The sequence below is a fragment of the Mangrovivirga halotolerans genome, assembly GCF_026241165.1.
GTDB classification, from domain to species: Bacteria; Bacteroidota; Bacteroidia; order Cytophagales; family Cyclobacteriaceae; genus Mangrovivirga; species Mangrovivirga halotolerans.
In genome coordinates, this window is record NZ_JAPFQN010000003.1 from 339738 (window position 1) to 357204 (window position 17467).

The window sequence follows — 17467 nt, forward strand, 5'->3', positions numbered from 1 at the left end:
TATTATACTGCTAACCGTTATTGATGTGTTTTTTATTTTTACAGGTTTTCAAACCGGAGTGATTCATTGCTATTGCCTTCATCTCCCAGGTCAATCCTGGTATTACTTTCATAAAATATATCCCAGACATCTGTTAATTCATCAAATTCGTTTTCATTTGAAAAATTGATTTCCATATCTAGTTCCTCAAGTTTGTCATCGTCTCCATCGCTTGGATTTGTAATTATTCTCCAGGTTCCTGAAAATGAATTTATCCCGTTACTAGCAGATAATGCGCCATCATCTCTAAATACGAAGAAATAACCCCGATAATTACTGGTTTTCTCATCTCCGGAATCAATAAAAGAGGTGATTTTCCAGTTTTCTGATGTGATCTTTCTTTGCAATTGTTCTGCCGGCGAAGGATCGTTATCCTTGTTGCCACACGAAAAAACTAATCCTGAGATTAAAAAGATTAAGGTGATTTGTTTGGATAAAAAATTCATAGTTCAAAAATATTACGTAAAACTACTTGTGGTTACTTTGATTTAAAAGTGCACCGGCGACAATCTGTTGTTATTTAACATTTCGACAATAATGTGACAGGTTTTTAAAAAATCGTTTAATACCATTTAAAATTATTCAATTCAAATTTCATTATTTTTATTTCAATTATGATGAATTAAATAATTAATGTTTGAATTATTATTACCAATGTATAAATAATCAAAAAGCACAAAACACAAATTAATATTAGTTTAATAGCTTTTTTATTCATGACAGATTATGACCCGTGTGATCATAGAATAATTAAAAGTTGCAATTGGAATTTAAAGCTTACATAGTACTCTACTTTTTTTAGTACAATTTCGATTTAAAATTTTATTAGAATTACCCACTGAAAGTCATTTCCTTCAGCGGGTAATTACTAGCTCCCGAATTTTACTTTTTAATTTTAGCTCAATTATATTTTTACATATGATCCTTTTACTAGTGGATCATGAATTGTTTTGTTTATTAGTTTTCTGGCTCAATATTTTGAAAGTATAAATAATTTTGATTAAAAGAAAGATTTTATTGAAAAATTTCAAGCTTGATGGTAAAATTGCAATGAATAAGTCATACTTATCCTTTAAAAAATGTAATATTTATCTTTATAGCCTACTTAAAAGAAGTGTAATAGAATCAATATTTAGTATTGAGATTTAATGAAAAGTTAGCTTACAAATGGTAAGGTATCTCGGTTTTTATAGGCATGATACGATGCTGCTATTAAAATAACAAATGCTCCTGCCAGTGCTACCCATTTAATTGACAGGTATGTATCCCAATGTCTCACAGCAATAGCAATAAATGCCCAGATTCCTACAGCAGCAAATTCTCTCATATTCCTCTTAAAAATCATAAATAGATAAATAGCGGTTGCTATTATAATCATGATTATAGTCCAGGTTATTTCTGAAAAGGCTGCCTCCCATCCAATTCCGTTAAGATGAGCTGCAATATTGGCTATCAACGCTACACTGATCCATCCGCCATAGAGGTCTATAGGCCACCATACCGCTGCCATATATGGAACAGGGGCATCCCATCGTTCCATATTTAGTTTTATAACGGCTGCTAATAATGCCACAAGAATAATGATCATAATCAAAATTGAAATTCCGGTCATTTCTTTTAACCAGAAATAAATCCAGAAACAATTAGCAATGTTAGCTATCACAAGATAGGGTACGAGTTTTTTAATAAATGAATCTTCTTTTTTTACTACACTTTTATAAATGAGATAACAAGCCTGAATAAAAAGAGCAAAATAAATCACTCCCCAAATTGCGAAAGCATAGCCGGCAGGGGTGAAAAGGCTATCATATTGCTGGCTAACTGATCCTACTGTCTTTCCATCAATAAATCCTGTATTTGAAAAATAATTCCAGTAGATTGTTCCCAGTAATACCAGTATATTTAGTACGGCTAATTTTCTAGTTGTTCTCAAGGTGTCTTATTTTTTTATATAGAGAAATAACAAAAATTGTAAGTGAATTCAAAGTAATAACAGTTTAACTTTTAATTACTTAGGGACTCCCTTAAGACATAATTTTTTGTATTTTTTTCCTGTCTTGAAAATTTCCCACTTGTAATTATTATCCGGTATTTCACTCAATAATTCTTTCAAATCATCTTCTGTATAAGTCCGGGCATTTGAAACTGCACCATCCCATGCAAAGCATATTGGAATTATTGGTATAAAGTAAGTGAAAACTAATTGCTGCCAGGTCATCGGTCGGACTAAGGGTGTTATAAATAAACAAGTGATTATATTTAAGGGTATGGGTGCCCACCATAAAAATGCAGGGAAACTATTGTCACTGATCTCATAAATTAGAATAGGTTGATTTTTATTTTGTGATATTTTCAGGATCTCCAGGGCTTTTTGAGGTTTCATGTGATGGAAGGAGCTGATCATTGTTTTTATCCCTTTAAGTTCAATAGCCTGCGTAGCATCAATTGGTTCTTTATGATAATATAGGCTTGAATTGTTAGAATTTATTTCTTTAGCAGCCTGTTTATCGGGATACAGATCTGTTAAAGTCATGCTGATTTTTTCTTCTTTATTCAGTTTTTTATATACTTCCGGCATTGGCCCTCCACTACCAGAACACAGATCAACTATATTTTTATATTGGCTATCATCTAAAAGTTTTAGTAGCTCTTTGGTTAGTAAATCTTCAGTCTTTACCAACGTATGTAAAACCTTGATCAACCTGGTTAGACACTTTCTTAGCCATCCGGGAAACCACGATTGATCTTCGAATTCAAACAAATGGATTCTTTTCATGATTACTTATTGAGAGTAGTCCCTGTAAATTCTGGCCAGAGGCATAAATGGGTTTTCCCCTTTTTCAAGGTCATTAATTTTTGGTTGGATAAACCACACACCGAGAAAGAAAAACCAGATCAGAAAAAATTCACCCAGATATTCTGATGCAGTGGCTCGTCTTTGGAGTTCAATGCTTTTATACGTTTTAGCAACGAAATATATATTGTAGAATAAGCAAAAAGCCATGAATAGGTGAATTGGTATAATAAAAAACAGGATTTCAGGACCTGGCTCCATTCCGGAAAGAAAATTTAACGATGCTAATACCGATATTCCGATCAATACAATTGTGAAATAGATCAGCGGAAAGATCACCGAGACTTTAAAAAAACCGGTATTCATTTGTTCTTTTTCAGGGATTTTATCCTGCAAGCCTGTTCCTACAGACCAATACCAGCCTAAAGATCCTAAAAGCGGTATCAAAGAAAAAATTGGTAACAGAACAAACCATAAAAATAGATTTTGAAAATCAGGTTCCACATCATTTACAGCAAGGATTATTATAAATCCTGCAAAAATGAGCTGGAAAATGAAAGGCACACCATAAATGATCATGAACAGCTGCCAGTGCTTTAGTTTGAGAAAGAAGGTCTTCATATTTGAGGCATATTTTAGACTATACAATTAGTAATGAAAAGAGCTGCACTGATAGGTGCAGCTCTTTTATATTATTTCGTTTCGATTGTTACTTCAGGCATTTTATTGTCTGAACCTTTGAGGTAGGTATCAAACCATCTGAGCATCCTGAGATTATAATCATACCGTGCAGTAGCATTTCGGTTTCCATGTCCTTCTCCGGGATAGAGAACCAGTCTAACTGGTGTGTCGGTCCTTGTTTTTATGTGGCGATATAATTCATAAGACTGTCCAGGGTCAACACGAGTATCTTCTTTTCCAGCCATGATCAGTAGTGGTGTTTCAGCTTGTCCCGCATAAAAGATCGGGCTTCTTTCCAGAAAGAACTCATAATCGTCCCAGATTCTTTTTCTGGAATGAACAAGGAACATTTCCTCGGGGATATCGCTCGTGCCCCATTTTGAGAGGTTATTACTGATCCCCACAAACATTACCCCGGCAGCAAATCTTTTGGTATGCCTGGTAGACATCCATGCTGTGGCATATCCACCATACGAACCACCTGTTACGCCTATGCGATCTCTGTCCACACCATAGTTTTGTATTAGGTAATCCAGGCCATCAATAATGTCATCGAATTCTTTACCGGCAGGATCACCCTGGCTGGACATGGCGTACTCCATTCCGCGGCCAGTACTTCCACGGTAGTTTGGATAAAATACAGCATATCCCTTTCCTGCAGCTACCTGTCCTGGCATGCTATAGGCGGTGAGCCAACCATTATCATAATGAGCTTCCGGTCCACCATGGACAACTGTGATCATTGGTGCATTTTCTATTCCTCCCACCGGGTGGATCAGGATCCCCTGAATTTCCGTGCCGTCATCTGCTTTATAGGTGATCACTTCCTGCTTGCCAAGTGTGCGATCGTCTATCCATGGATTAGAAATAGTTAATCTCAATGGATCCTCATCTCCAACATCCATAATATAAAGCTCTGAAGGATGGGAGGGTGTGCTTGCCACCATTGCTATTTTGTCATGTCCAACATCAAAAGCACTGATGCTCATTTTAGATGTTGAAAACAACTTTTTAATTTTTTCTTTGATAGTAAGCGTACCAATCGTGCTTGACACGCCTTCACTTGCAAGAAAGGTGATCGTATTATCATCCGTCCATTTCAATGATTCAAATGCTCCACCAAATTCGTTTAGCATTACAGTAGGAGTTCCACCCTCGTCGTCTGATAAAACCATTCTTCCTGCGATCGGGTCATGCTTGTTCCCACCTGCTATAAAAGCTATATGATTTCCATCAGGATTCCATTTAAAATCACCAAGTTTTGCAGTATGATCAATTAAAGAATTAACTGCCCTTGTAGAAGCATCGATGATATTTACTTTTTGGCTGGTGTAATAATTATCTATTAAGGAGGTTGGAGCTGCAGATATTGCTAGTTGTGTCCCTGCCGGATTCCATTCAAGATGAGTAACATGGCCATTTAAATCAACTCGCTCCAAAGCCATAGAACCCAGATTGATGACGTAGGCAGAATTTGAATTGAGTTCTTCTTCATAAATTTCAGGAGTATAAGGTAATGCAGCTTCTTCGCTTTTCTGAGGTGTTTTAGCCACAAAAGCTAAGGAGTTTCCATCGGGATGCCAGTCATATGAAGAAATTGATTCTTCATGTTCGAAGAGTTTTATAGCTTCACCACCAGATAGCGAGATCTCATAAATTGAATTGTTTTTATCTCCATTTCTTCTGGCAGTAAAAGTTATTGATGAATTGTTTGGCCTGAAAGCAACATTTGCTACATCATATTGAGTAACAAAAGGAATGTGTCTTTGCTTGTCAATATCATAAAGATATAAATGTGAGTGAGCTGGTTTGTTTTCTATTGTAGGATCGGGATAGGAAATGATCCGGTAAGCCAGGAACTTTCCATCTGGCGAAATTTCAACCCCGCTTACATGCCTTATATTGGCTACATCTTCAGGTGTCATAGTGTTTTGTGACACCAGTGAGAATGTTCCGTAAAGGATTAAAAATGACAATAATATTATTCGTTTCATATTGATCGGTTTTTGGTTAGTGAATGGGCTAGTGTTAATGTTAATTTAAGGATTATTGATCAAATAATAAATGTATAGACTTGATTATTAGTGGGTTTCTATAATGAATGTTAGTTGTATGAATATACCAGCACCTGGTGATTCTTCTGCCTTGCATTCTTAATCCGGGATAGAGTGGTGTGAACTTATTAAATTGCTGAAATGCGTAAAGAAATTCAGAACCTGACCAAGCAAGATTGGGACACTTTGTTTCCAATAGAGTTGGCTGATCATAACTCCGTATGGAAAGATATATTTGAATCTGAAAAGCAGGATATTGTTAAGCAGGCAGGTGAAAAAATAATTGGAATAGAACATGTTGGCAGCACTTCCATACCAGGAATCAAGGCTAAATCGTATATAGATATTTCAATTGAAATAGCTGAGGAGGATTTGTTTGATCAGGATATAATCGGGTCTTTAAATAACCTTGGCTACCATTATTTCAGGCAAAGTAGCAAAATAGACTATATGATCTTTGTTAAAGGTTATAACTTAAGTGGTGAAAATGATCAGGTTTTTCATCTTCACATATGTCCTACGGATCACCCGATGCTTGATCAAATAGCTTTCAGGGATTTTTTGATTGATAATCATGGCAGGGCTAAAGCATATGAGCAATTAAAAATTGAACTGGCAGAAAAATACAGGAATGACAGATCAGGATATAGAATTGCAAAAGATGACTTCATAAAGGAGACAATGGATATGATACGGAATGAGAAATCTTAAATTAAATTACAAAATTTAGTCTGCTGTTTATATCTTCCTCTTTAATATAGCTTGAACTAATATCCTACTTATTTCTTTTAATAAAGTATTTGATTTTGACGTGATAAAAGCTATTTTTCATAAATATCAACAATCTATTTCACCAAATATCAATTCTTATGAAACCAGGGATTTTAATTTTACTATTTTCTATACTATTTATAGTTAGCTCGCATGGCCAATCATTCGAAACGGATTCTGTTTCTAAATCCGAAATTTCAAAACTTAACTTTATGACCGGTAAGTGGGAAGGTAAGGGCTGGATGATAGGCCCTGACAGAAAAAAAACTGAGTTTGAGCAGACTGAAAATATTCAATTTAAACTTGATAGTACTACTGTTCTAATTGAAGGAGTAGGAAAAAATAATGGATTGATTGTCCATAATGCGATGGCGATAGTCTCTTATGATAAAGATTTAGGTGCGTACACCTTTCAATCTTATTTACAAAATGGAAGAAAAGGAGAATTTAAAGGGGAGTTAATCGATGGGAAGTTTTACTGGTATCCTAACGAAAATATGCGATATATTATTGAGCTCAACGAGAATGACCAGTGGTACGAGGTAGGTGAATACAAAAGGGAAAATGACTGGTTTCAATTTTTTGAGATGACCTTGAACAAAGTGGAATGATTTAAACCAATTATATTTTTTTATTCCAGATAAATTCTAATTATAATATTATTTTAAAATGAATTTAAACGAATAAAATGGATAACTCGAGAGTCTATAAAATGTCATTTGCCAGTGTATACCCTCATTATATCAACAAGGCAGAGCGAAAAGGACATACCAAAGAAGAAGTAGATACAATTATTGAATGGTTAACAGGATATGATCAGCAATCATTACAAAAGCAGATTGATGAGAAAGTGGATTTTGAGACTTTTTTTGATGAGGCACCACAAATCAATCCGAATGTCACAAAAATAAAGGGAGTTATTTGTGGCTATAGAGTAGAAGAAATTGAGGAGGATTTAATGAGGAAAATCCGATACCTGGATAAGCTGATTGATGAGCTTGCCAGAGGGAAAAAGATGGAGAGCATTCTTAGGAAATAGAATTTTTATCTATTTATTTTGGCTGCTAATTTTTACTGAATAAAATTTAAGAGCTATAATGTAAATTTAAACTTCACCTTCTTTATCAACTATGTCTCCTGAATTAATTATAACCATCATGTCCGGTGCATTGATTATTTTTGGTATTGTACTCTGGAAGGAGAACGATTATCTTATTTTACATGGCAGGAAAACTAAAGCCATTATTTTTAAAAACAATTATGAATATTCCAGATCGGGAGGAATATACTACCCTGTGGTGCGGTTTACCACAAAAAATGAAGAGTGGATCACTCAGCAGCTCAATACAGGCTTTAAACCTGCGCTGAAAGAAGGATCCAATATCGAGGTAATCTACGATCCCGAAGACCCAACAAATGTAAAGATCAATAATGCTTTTTTAATGGAAATACTTCCTAAGATTTTTCTGGCAGCAGGGATTGTAGGATTTGTATTGGGTATTTTAGATTATCTGGAAGTTCTGGAAATTTTTAACTTCAATCAGTAAGCCCTGGAAAGGATTAATATTTTTTAAATGAATGTAGAAGAAATACGAAAGCAGATAGCTAAACCTGCAACTAAATTTTTAACCGGGGGATTCAGACCTCAAAATTCTCTAGAAGAAAGCTGGATTGGCAAGGTGTTTACCTATCAGGAGGAGGAAGGAATTCCTGTTGATCAAAATGGAAATTTAATGATCCCGCTGGCTCAGCTAAGTTTAGCCGAATTACCCTATGTGCCTCCAATTATAGAAAGTACAAAGTTATTAACTGTATTTATTTCGGAAGATTTCCCTGAAGAGTTTGAGCCAATGGGTAATAATTGGCTTATCAGAGAATATCAGGATTTGAATGGAATCCAGTTAAAAGGTCTAGTTAATGAAAACACACTAGTAAAACCATTTCCTTTAAAACCTGAATTTGTAGAAGATGATTATCCGTTATGGGATGGTGGAGGTTTATCTTCAGAGATGGAGGATGAAGTATTAGAATTAGAGAATCTTGGAGTCATTGAAAGTTATTATGATATAATTAATCATTCATATGAACACAAAATTGGCGGCTACCCTTCTTTTTGTCAGTCCGGAGTTGATTTTGGTGATCACTTTGAGTTCGTATTTCAAATATCTTCCGATCAGAAAGCAAATTTTAATGTTGTCGATAACGGAAGCTTAATGTTTTCTAAAAATCAAATAACCGGTGAATGGAATATTTATTATGACTTCTATTAAAAGTAACCTATGAAGAATCTCATAATCTTAGCAATAGTTTTTTAAGTTTCCTGGAGATTGGGATAATATAAAGGATGGGTTTATAGATGTAGCAAAAATCAGAAACTGATTTCTGAAAATTTTAGAAGAAACTCAAATAGTAAATTAGAGCATAAATATTATGAAGTTAAATAAAAAAATATTTTCACCAATCTGGATAATAGTATCCTTCGTTTTGGTGAATGCGTGTATTAATAAGAAGGGATTTTCAGAATCTGAAAAATCTATGCTCACTAACCATGGCTATGATCCGGAATTGATCAGTGAGGTTCGTGAGTTTTCAGACAGCGAAATCACTGAAAAAAGAAGTGCTGAAGAATATTGGGCATTCAAAGATTCTACAAATTATGTGAGGTTTAATGAAAAAGATCTTGTCGGTTTAAAATTCAACGAATCAAGTGAGAACGCAACAACGATTGTAAATAGTTTGCAAAACAAGTTCAATCAAAATGGATATTTTATTTATGTATCTGAATCCAATTTTGGATACTCACCTGATGAGATAACAATTTTAAAGACTAAAGACAAGTTTGATATTTTACGATTTGAAGGAACCAGTGGAATCAATTATGATATTTTCGTTGAGGATATAATTGAAAAATTATCTGCCTGGGATAAGCAATATGGAATAAAAATCTTTGGAGCGGGATTTGACTTTATAGAAGGGGAGTATCAAAAGATTCCGGGTGATGTTAAGGAACATGCTCAAGAAGTATATGAATTTTGTCCGGATATTGTAGATCAGGGTACAGGTTCTGTTGAAGAATTGGAAAAGGAAATGGAGAATTCAAAGTATTTGTTTTTGTGGTGGGATTAAATGAGAAATGAGGGCTTATAATTAGACTTTTACACACACAATTAATACCAGTTATAAAAATGGGAGACTTTCTGTTATTTGAAATAGGTGAATATATATTTAATTTTATTGGAGCATGTTTAAGATGGCTTTTTGGGTCTATTTGGAGATTTATAAGGAGTAAACCCAGATTCACCTTTAAAGAATATTTAAAAGGACCAAAAAAACTTCGAAACATTATGAAGAGTTTCCTCATGGCACAACTAATACATCGGTAGGATTTATTTGTTTTTTTATTTTAATATGTATTCTGGGAAAACTAAATATTTGATATTTTAATTGACTTGTTATTTTAGAATCCAAACATCCCTGGTTTTCTCAAAAAGGTCCCGATAAAAAACAAGGTGGTTACCATCAGTCCTGGTAAAGGGAAATTTCCCATAGAAAGCTCTCCCACAATAATGCCCCCACAAAAACAACATACCAGAAAGAAGCCGATGTTTGAAAAGCGGGGCACCCAATAAGCGATTACCACAAGTATTTCGATCACTCCAATAACTTCCATGTATTGTAACAGGTTGATCGATTCTAAACTCCCGGCCAACTGCTCAGCACCTCCAAGTTTCATAATGCCACTAAAGAATAACACCAGGCTGGGTAGTATAGAAATTATTAGTCCGGACAGTCTTCTGATCTTGCTAAGGTGTGGTTCAAATAATGGCATATTTATTTTTATTAATTTAATCTTTGTACAACAATTTAATCAAATAATTTTTTCTCCAATAATACCAACTAAAAATCCAAGGCAAGCCCCGAGAGCGGACCAATGAGAATTTTTAAGTTTGCTTTCAGGAATTATATCCTGAGTCAGAAGGTATAAAATCCCTCCACTTGCAAAGGTCATGAGATAGGCAGTCAGCTCAGGATTACCTTTAAGAAAGTAATGTCCTGCTAATGCGCTAGGGATACCGAAGAAACTAATAATACTAAAGATAATTATAGTCCTCTTCACAGAAAAGCCACTCAATACAAGATCGCGGAAGGAATTAAAGCCTTCAGGTAAATTTTGTAACGCAATAATTACAGCAAGTAGTTTGGCTGTTTCAGTCTCGGATGCAAATACAGCTCCTAGTATGATTGATTCGGGAATAAAATCTGCAAGCATTGCTAATAGCATAGCTACCTGTCCTCCTTTAGATTGCAGGGATTTATCAATGAATAAAAATATAATTGACCCACCAATAAAAGTTATCAGATAAGGGATGATGGTCAATACTTTCATTCCTTCAGGCACAAGTACTAATGATAGTGCAGCCAAAATAATCCCGGCTCCGAAAGCCATCATAAAATGTGTGACACTATATTTAACAGGAGTTTCTCTGACATGGTGTTCAAATGTATTGGCTAAAAGACCTCCTATTAATACTGTAATCCCTGCACCTGTAGCAAATAATATCAAACTGGTATTCATTTTTTAATGATTATATGACGGTTTTATGCCTCTTTGGACTATTTAATCCATTGATTTTCATGTGTGGTCTCTTGTGAAATGATTAATTTATAAACTAATGATCAATTTTTCTATTCTATAACCATAGCATAGTTTAATACTGCATGCCAAAAAAAATTATTCAACATACCAATGAGGAGGATTTTGATATCGTTCGGGTAAAACATTCGTCCGGATTCAAGTATGAATTTTCTGATGGTCAAAAGATCGATAATAAGACCTTAATAGAAGAGATTAATGCGTTGGTTATCCCTCCCAACTGGAAGGATGTAATGATTTGTTCTGATGAGTGTAAACATATTCGTGCTATTGGATACGATGATAAAGGCAGAAAGCAATATATCTACCATGAGAAGTGGATGGAAAAGCAAAACCGCGAAAAATTCAAGAAAATGGCTGAATTTGGAAGTTGCCTGCCGGAAATAAGAAAAAAGGCCCACAAAGATGCCTCGCTCAAAAAATGGAGCAAGCCAAAGGTAGTGGGAGTTGTGATACTGACTTTAGACGAAACATATGTCAGGATAGGAAATGTTAGTTACCAGAATGAAAATGAAACCTATGGCCTCACCACTTTAAGACGGAAGCACCTGGAGTTTAAAAAAGGTGAGATCTTATTTAGCTACAAAGGAAAAAGAAACAAATATCGAAAAGTCAGGATTGATAATAATCAACTGGTAAATCTAATTAGGAAATGTTCTGATTTGCCAGGGTACGAATTATTCCGATACGAATCAGATAAAGGGTACCGCCAAGTGACTTCTAATGATGTAAATGAATATTTAAGAAATATATCCGGACATGACTTTACAGCCAAAGACTTCAGAACATGGGGAGGTTCAACCCTGGCAATTGAAAAACTACCTGAGGCTATCGAATTGGTGAATGAAAATAAACGATTGAAATTAAGTACTACCCTGGTGAAACTGGTAGCAAAAGAATTGGGAAATACAGTCTCTATTTGCAGAGATTATTATATTCATCCAAAAATTCTCGAACTCATTGAATCAGGTAAAGCGGATGATTTGCAATACCAAAACCATAGAAAAGGTAAGTACAGCTTATCTGCTTCGGAAAAAAAGCTTCTTGAAGTAATTAACTCTTGAGTGTTTTTCTAACTAGTGGAATATCCCCACATTTATCCGGTTATTTGTTAACAGAGTTTCAACCGCATTTAAAGTTTTTTGCTTGTCTTTTTCAGGTGCTTTGAGTAAAGAGCTAAAAAACTCTTGCCTGTCTTCAGGATAGTTTAATTCAATGTCAACAGGTATTCCTTTGTTTTCATAACAATTACCATACAGGTCAAAATATTCTTCGTTAGAAATCGTGAAATACCATCCATTGGGTAGTTTTTTTTCCAGGGCATCTGAAATAGCACCCTGAGTATTTGATCCAATTCTAATGATGTTTTCCATTGATAAAGATGCAAGAGCAAGAAAATCTGTAGCACTGGCTGACTGCTGGGATGTTAGCATGATCACAGGATTTGTATAGGGTGAAATCCTTTTATCAAGAAAGATAGGGAGCTCATCCGTAAAGGTATTGCCTATTCGGGCTCGCTTACTTGCGATTTTTTTCTTTTCCTTGTTGAAAAATCGTAAAATTTCCAGGCTTACATCATCATGACCTCCACCATTAAAGCGAACATCAAGGATGATACATTTAGTGTTTTTAAGATCAATCATCACATCATTCATTATTTGCCTTATGCCGTTTACTTCCATTTGCAGAATTTCATTTTCTGAAATCGATTCCATTTCGTCAACATAGGCTGAAATATACCCTGAACTTTGTATTATACTATCAGGTATATGAAGATTACCGTGAAGCCACATTGCATTGATTTGAATATAACCAATATTATCAGCCATAAATCCCCATCTGACAACGTTTGAATCATGAGTAAGATCTTTTATCATATACTTTTCAGCAATTACTTTGGCAACTGCAAAATCACCTATTTCTTCCTCCGTATCATCATGTGAATCTATTTGGTTCAGTACCTCATCAGATGGTTGAATATATCCGTGGTTATCTTTTAAGGTATCAAGTAATTCGTCAAAAAGTAAATAGAGCTCTTCTTCTGTTGTGTTATAAGCTATTTTTTCTTCGAATACCGGATAAATAAATTCCCAGTCAATATTATTCAAGTCAAAATAGGCATAGTTTTCTTTGATAGTCTGAGCAAATACCTCAAAGTTTCTTTTTGGATCAGTGGAATCCTTCTCATTTTCTAAACATATATAAGGGGTATGGTCAATTTTCTTAAAAGAATAAATATCAAATCCTACTTCATAATAAAGGGTGTCATTTTTTATTTTGATAACATCCTGTATATCTGAAAGTGTTCCTGATTTAACAGGAATACAAGAGATTTTTGTCAGGTCGTATAGCTTATATTCAACTGAATCAATTTCTATTATACGTCCATACCCGATTGATTTCCATGTGCTATATTTTAAATCGTTCAGGTAATTATTTTTAGTTTCACAACCAGATAAAATGATCAGGATTACTAATGGTATTCGCATCAGGATTAGATAAAACTTCATATTAAATTAGTTGTATTTCATGTATAATAGATTCCGATTTGCTTCAAAGAGTTGTTTGAACACAGATCTTTTTATAGCAATACTTATATGATAAATACTATTTTGTTATAAATAGCCTGAATATATGGGATTTTATTCAACAGCCAATTGCAAAATTAAGGGGCTAAATATTGTTTTTTGACCTTTAAAAGCTTTGTTCGGGTTACATCGTTTAAGTTAAACGAATTTAATTATGTTAAGTTTAAATTGTAATAAATTAAGTTTTCTAACTGATGAAAGTTAGTTAAACCAACAAATCATTAATCATTCTTTTTGCCCAGTTTGAGATCTGCCCGTTAAATGATTCGTGAATCGAATCTACTCCTACGTTTTTACCAATACTTAGTCTGCCTAATATAGCTAAAGGAATATTGTTTTCATTATTCCCGGGTATAACTAAACCGCTTTTTTTTGTATTAGCTCCTAAATTTTTATGATAAGGTACAATATGGTTAGCTTTTAAAAGCTTTTGTAAAAGTGGAGATTTAGTTTTGATCAATTGAGGAGGAGAGAGGACTGTGTCTGCAACTATATTCATTGAGATCGATTTTCCATTTTTTTCAAATTGCCAGCCATTCTCAGTTAAATTGATTTCTGGATTTTTTACAAATGTCAAATCCATTACTCCAGCCTTGATCAACGCTAGTTGCTGCTGCATGCTTTCTACAGGAGGACCATAAGAATATCGTTTAATTCTTTCATTTAGATCAATGAATTTCAGATATACTTTCTGAGGAAGATCTCGATATGACAACAGTTGATAAAACGTATGCTGGCAATGTCTCCAAACCTGGCCTATACAGTAATCAAGGGAAATCTTTGAATTTCCTGTTGCCATATCAATAAAACTTTCTATTTGAGTTACAGGATCTATTTTTTTAGAAAGGATTAATTCATGTTCGTGATCATCATCTTTTAACCAGGTTGTTATCAGAGACGAATAAACCTGCTTTTCATTTTTTTTACCTGCACATAGTTTATCAAGATCTATAAAAATTTCTGCTACAAGGGGTGAGAAATGTTTAAATATAAATTGTAGATCTCCCGGTGAATCAGATATTTCTGCTTCAATATTATTTATTAGCTTATTGAGTTGACGTTCTGAGGGCTTAAATTTATCGTCAATATATTTGTTTATTGGTTTTGGAGCAGGTGGTAAACCATCGAGAGAAAACGGGACGATCTTTTTTGGGCAGTATTTTCCTTTTTGATACCGTAGTTTTATTGTATCTGAATCTTCAAGGTGAAAACTACCACCGCGCGTATCGGTAAGCTCTCTCATTACATCGATCATTGATAGTCCGTAACCTCTGATTCCGATAATACTTCGGTGATTAATTATTTCAGGATTATCAAATTTACTAACCGGGTAGGGGGAGGTAAAAAGAGTTGCTTCAGGTATATTATCGCAATGCTCCATCCATTTTTTTATCTGATCAGATGGTTCTACAGGTAAATGACCTAATGCCAGAGCAGCATGATCACATCTAAAAGACTTTTCTGAACTGGTGATCAATTGTATATTATCAGAACTAATATTGGCATCTATAACCTCTTCAGGAATCTTTGTGATTAAATCGACTGAATTTAGAGCTTCAAATAGGCTCTGAAATCTCTCCTGAAGGTATTCTCCTACTTTGGCCCGGGTAGGATATTCATCAGGCGTTCTGCTGTCATTTTTTTCAATATTTGCCCAATTGTGGAAAGAGGGAAAGGATTTGATATTCAATTTTAATAGAGAGATATCAGGACGTTCTTTAATCTTAATTTCTCTTAAGGGAAGGTTAAGCCAATTATTTACTGATTGATCTGTAGAATAAATTTGTCCGTTGCCAAAATTGCCGGATTTTTCAAATACCAGGATATTTACCCAGTTTTCAGTTTCTTTTTGGGATAATTTTTGAAGGAGCTTTTCAATTGCATGCAGACCTCGAGGTCCACAACCGACTATTGCAATGGTTTTTAAATTAGTCACCCGTGTAGTAATTTTTTCAGTCAAATGCTAATACAAAGTAAGAATAGCATCTTATTTAAAATAAGCGATTTAACTTAATGGAGACTAATCAATAAGGTAAAAAAATGAAAATGATCAATTTTTATCATTCATAGTCGAACGATAAAGTGGGGTGATATTAAAGATCAATCCCTTCAATTGGAATTCATTGTCCTGAACTGAAAGAAAGTCATAGTTGTCTATATTCTTTTGTTTACCCCCATATTCAAGACCAAAAACATTTATAACAAAGTATTCATGCGAAGTATAGATTACGTGAATTGCTGTTTCTCTGGTTATTCCGTCACCTGTACTTAGCATTGCATCCAGGATGATGTTAATTTTGGCGAGTATTATCTCCGCCATAGGATTATTCCCTTTTGCCTTATGATAATAATAAAGTTTATCAAGGATAAATAAGTTAAAGGGATTGTCTGAAAGCGCAGAATCAGAATAAATCAGAAACTTTTTGTTATTAATAATAGCTGAATCAGATCTACTCAAAATAACATTTATACTATCTAAATAAACGGATCTGCTATATGGGCTATAATCAGGATGAAATGAGTATCCATAATATAAATGCCGTTTTTCCTGTAGGCTCATGGTTGAATCTCCCTTTTCAAATTGTGACATTAGATGCTCAAAATAAAATGGAGACTCCACATTATTTATGCTTTTTTGAATGGCCTCATAATCCGGATCTAGAAAATCATTCTGCTGAGAATAAGATTTTGCAATAGTGAATAGTGATAGTATAATGAATATTATTATTCTCATAAGTCAGTATTTTTAGGACTTTGTTGTCCCATGAACCAAAAACCAGGTGTATAGTATATATTCAACGAGTTGGAATGCGATAAATTTCCTGAATAATAGTAGCACAGTAAATTAATTATTTGAGTTCGATCTTACGAACCTCTATTCGACTGGTCTTGTTAGCCCTGGTTTCGGATGTCTGAACGGATTGGATTACCCACCCTGATTCATGAACGCTGGCAGTAGTAAATATAGCCTTAGTCAAAGTAGGGAAGAGGTCTGTATTATCTGGTGTGAATTCTTCAAGGCCAGAAAAATTATTTTTCATAAAGTCATAAGTAGCCTGAGTTAATTGCTTCGAGTTGATTACCTCTTGCATTTTCACTTCAAAAATACCTGATGAAAAGTCATTGTCTTCTAACCAAAATGTTATATCCGTGTCAAAGGGTTCACCTCCATAGATGTTTGGGACTTGAATTTCACCAAAATAGGTTTCATTATCATAAAGCTCCGTACCATGAAATTGATGAAATTGAAGAATATCCTTGATTACTTTAGTTTCAAAGTTTGTTTGCACTAAATATTCACTCTCAACCCAGCCTTTAAACTTTTCATAACTCTTTGTGCTTTCAAATTGATCACTGATAGAATTAAGATTGTTTTTTATTAAATTTTGAATAGCATTGTAGTTAATTAATTTATCAAAAATGCCTAATTCATCAGTTTTGAATTTAATTGAAAGACCAGTTAAAATCGAACTTAATTGATTTAAAGAAAAGGCGTTTGATTCAACAAGAAAATTATCATATGTCCACTCCACAGTATATGAAGTAGATGTTGAATCATAAACCTCTACAAAAACATCATATTTTATAGATTCATTTACGACAGTATCGGTCTCAATAACTTTAAATTTATTTTCAGTAACAGTATAGGTTTTATTATCATGCAACATCCAATTTGCAAGAATTTGAATGGCTGGGCCTGTTGGTTTATCTTGTGCTAATGACTTTAAAGATCCAATCAGGATAATTAAAAAAAATAGATACTTACTCATCTAAAAAATGCATTGCTGGTTTTTCAAAAATAACAATTATGTTGAAAGTATTAACAGAATAAACGATTAATAAAGGAGGAATTATTACTTATGATTTTAATGATAACTTACTCGTG

At 34.1% G+C, this 17467-nt stretch carries 18 protein-coding genes; 7 read left to right on the forward strand and 11 right to left on the reverse strand.

Annotated elements, in window-relative coordinates:
- Nucleotides 1–38 precede the first annotated feature (38 nt).
- From OO013_RS05425 to OO013_RS05445, 5 genes are all read right to left on the reverse strand, one after another.
- A complete protein-coding gene (locus tag OO013_RS05425; RefSeq protein ID WP_266055669.1) occupies nucleotides 39–485 on the reverse strand; it encodes an META domain-containing protein in 447 nt (148 codons plus the stop codon).
- A 710-nt stretch (nucleotides 486–1195) separates the two neighbouring features.
- Complete coding sequence (locus OO013_RS05430) at nucleotides 1196–1972, reverse strand: TspO-related membrane protein (protein ID WP_266055670.1); 777 nt, start codon at nucleotides 1970–1972, stop codon at nucleotides 1196–1198.
- Nucleotides 1973–2047: 75 nt separating this feature from the next.
- The gene (locus OO013_RS05435) at nucleotides 2048–2815 is read right to left on the reverse strand and encodes a hypothetical protein (protein ID WP_266055672.1); all 768 of its coding nucleotides are present in this window, start codon (nucleotides 2813–2815) and stop codon (nucleotides 2048–2050) included.
- 6 nt (nucleotides 2816–2821) lie between these two features.
- Complete coding sequence (locus tag OO013_RS05440) at nucleotides 2822–3454, reverse strand: hypothetical protein (RefSeq protein ID WP_266055673.1); 633 nt, start codon at nucleotides 3452–3454, stop codon at nucleotides 2822–2824.
- Nucleotides 3455–3525: 71 nt separating this feature from the next.
- A complete protein-coding gene (locus OO013_RS05445) occupies nucleotides 3526–5508 on the reverse strand; it encodes a S9 family peptidase (RefSeq protein WP_266055674.1) in 1983 nt (660 codons plus the stop codon).
- 201 nt (nucleotides 5509–5709) lie between these two features.
- Between OO013_RS05445 and OO013_RS05450 the strand changes: the two genes are divergently transcribed.
- From OO013_RS05450 to OO013_RS05475, 6 genes are all read left to right on the forward strand, one after another.
- Entirely contained in the window at nucleotides 5710–6279 is a 570-nt protein-coding gene (locus tag OO013_RS05450) for a GrpB family protein (protein WP_266055675.1), read from the forward strand.
- A 158-nt stretch (nucleotides 6280–6437) separates the two neighbouring features.
- Nucleotides 6438–6950: a hypothetical protein gene (locus OO013_RS05455; protein ID WP_266055676.1), complete on the forward strand. Its 513-nt coding sequence runs from the start codon at nucleotides 6438–6440 to the stop codon at nucleotides 6948–6950.
- Nucleotides 6951–7027: 77 nt separating this feature from the next.
- A complete protein-coding gene (locus tag OO013_RS05460; protein WP_266055677.1) occupies nucleotides 7028–7378 on the forward strand; it encodes a DUF2200 domain-containing protein in 351 nt (116 codons plus the stop codon).
- A gap of 91 nt (nucleotides 7379–7469) precedes the next feature.
- Nucleotides 7470–7886 (forward strand): DUF3592 domain-containing protein, encoded by a 417-nt coding sequence (locus tag OO013_RS05465; protein ID WP_266055678.1) that lies wholly within the window; start codon nucleotides 7470–7472, stop codon nucleotides 7884–7886.
- A 27-nt stretch (nucleotides 7887–7913) separates the two neighbouring features.
- Nucleotides 7914–8609, forward strand: a complete 696-nt coding sequence (locus OO013_RS05470; protein WP_266055679.1) for a DUF1963 domain-containing protein — start codon at nucleotides 7914–7916, stop codon at nucleotides 8607–8609.
- A 160-nt stretch (nucleotides 8610–8769) separates the two neighbouring features.
- Entirely contained in the window at nucleotides 8770–9465 is a 696-nt protein-coding gene (locus OO013_RS05475; RefSeq protein WP_266055680.1) for a DUF4253 domain-containing protein, read from the forward strand.
- Between the two features lie 331 nt (nucleotides 9466–9796).
- Here OO013_RS05475 and OO013_RS05480 read toward each other — a convergent pair whose 3' ends face one another.
- Complete coding sequence (locus OO013_RS05480) at nucleotides 9797–10168, reverse strand: hypothetical protein (RefSeq protein ID WP_266055681.1); 372 nt, start codon at nucleotides 10166–10168, stop codon at nucleotides 9797–9799.
- Nucleotides 10169–10207: 39 nt separating this feature from the next.
- Complete coding sequence (locus OO013_RS05485; RefSeq protein WP_266055682.1) at nucleotides 10208–10915, reverse strand: ZIP family metal transporter; 708 nt, start codon at nucleotides 10913–10915, stop codon at nucleotides 10208–10210.
- A gap of 143 nt (nucleotides 10916–11058) precedes the next feature.
- Here OO013_RS05485 and OO013_RS05490 point away from each other — a divergent pair, with 143 nt between their 5' ends.
- Nucleotides 11059–12057, forward strand: coding sequence for a DNA topoisomerase IB (locus tag OO013_RS05490; protein ID WP_266055683.1), 999 nt, complete (start codon nucleotides 11059–11061; stop codon nucleotides 12055–12057).
- A gap of 12 nt (nucleotides 12058–12069) precedes the next feature.
- Here the strand turns inward: OO013_RS05490 and OO013_RS05495 are convergent, their stop codons facing one another.
- From OO013_RS05495 to OO013_RS05510, 4 genes are all read right to left on the reverse strand, one after another.
- The gene (locus tag OO013_RS05495; RefSeq protein WP_266055684.1) at nucleotides 12070–13503 is read right to left on the reverse strand and encodes a S41 family peptidase; all 1434 of its coding nucleotides are present in this window, start codon (nucleotides 13501–13503) and stop codon (nucleotides 12070–12072) included.
- 283 nt (nucleotides 13504–13786) lie between these two features.
- On the reverse strand, nucleotides 13787–15517 hold the full coding sequence (locus OO013_RS05500) for an FAD/NAD(P)-binding protein (protein ID WP_266055685.1): 1731 nt from the start codon (nucleotides 15515–15517) through the stop codon (nucleotides 13787–13789).
- Nucleotides 15518–15631: 114 nt separating this feature from the next.
- Complete coding sequence (locus OO013_RS05505) at nucleotides 15632–16315, reverse strand: DUF4919 domain-containing protein (protein ID WP_266055686.1); 684 nt, start codon at nucleotides 16313–16315, stop codon at nucleotides 15632–15634.
- A gap of 115 nt (nucleotides 16316–16430) precedes the next feature.
- Entirely contained in the window at nucleotides 16431–17351 is a 921-nt protein-coding gene (locus tag OO013_RS05510; protein WP_266055687.1) for a hypothetical protein, read from the reverse strand.
- Nucleotides 17352–17467 lie beyond the last annotated feature (116 nt).

Bases quoted from the DNA above. Each gene is read 5' to 3' on its own strand.
- OO013_RS05450 (WP_266055675.1), top strand. From the start codon at position 5,710: ATGCGTAAAGAAATTCAGAACCTGACCAAGCAAGATTGGGACACTTTG.
- OO013_RS05425 (WP_266055669.1), bottom strand. From the start codon at position 485: ATGAATTTTTTATCCAAACAAATCACCTTAATCTTTTTAATCTCAGGA.
- OO013_RS05475 (WP_266055680.1), top strand. From the start codon at position 8,770: ATGAAGTTAAATAAAAAAATATTTTCACCAATCTGGATAATAGTATCC.
- OO013_RS05505 (WP_266055686.1), bottom strand. From the start codon at position 16,315: ATGAGAATAATAATATTCATTATACTATCACTATTCACTATTGCAAAA.
- OO013_RS05480 (WP_266055681.1), bottom strand. From the start codon at position 10,168: ATGCCATTATTTGAACCACACCTTAGCAAGATCAGAAGACTGTCCGGA.
- OO013_RS05455 (WP_266055676.1), top strand. From the start codon at position 6,438: ATGAAACCAGGGATTTTAATTTTACTATTTTCTATACTATTTATAGTT.
- OO013_RS05460 (WP_266055677.1), top strand. From the start codon at position 7,028: ATGGATAACTCGAGAGTCTATAAAATGTCATTTGCCAGTGTATACCCT.
- OO013_RS05470 (WP_266055679.1), top strand. From the start codon at position 7,914: ATGAATGTAGAAGAAATACGAAAGCAGATAGCTAAACCTGCAACTAAA.
- OO013_RS05440 (WP_266055673.1), bottom strand. From the start codon at position 3,454: ATGAAGACCTTCTTTCTCAAACTAAAGCACTGGCAGCTGTTCATGATC.
- OO013_RS05465 (WP_266055678.1), top strand. From the start codon at position 7,470: ATGTCTCCTGAATTAATTATAACCATCATGTCCGGTGCATTGATTATT.
- OO013_RS05510 (WP_266055687.1), bottom strand. From the start codon at position 17,351: ATGAGTAAGTATCTATTTTTTTTAATTATCCTGATTGGATCTTTAAAG.
- OO013_RS05495 (WP_266055684.1), bottom strand. From the start codon at position 13,503: ATGAAGTTTTATCTAATCCTGATGCGAATACCATTAGTAATCCTGATC.
- OO013_RS05490 (WP_266055683.1), top strand. From the start codon at position 11,059: ATGCCAAAAAAAATTATTCAACATACCAATGAGGAGGATTTTGATATC.
- OO013_RS05485 (WP_266055682.1), bottom strand. From the start codon at position 10,915: ATGAATACCAGTTTGATATTATTTGCTACAGGTGCAGGGATTACAGTA.
- OO013_RS05435 (WP_266055672.1), bottom strand. From the start codon at position 2,815: ATGAAAAGAATCCATTTGTTTGAATTCGAAGATCAATCGTGGTTTCCC.
- OO013_RS05445 (WP_266055674.1), bottom strand. From the start codon at position 5,508: ATGAAACGAATAATATTATTGTCATTTTTAATCCTTTACGGAACATTC.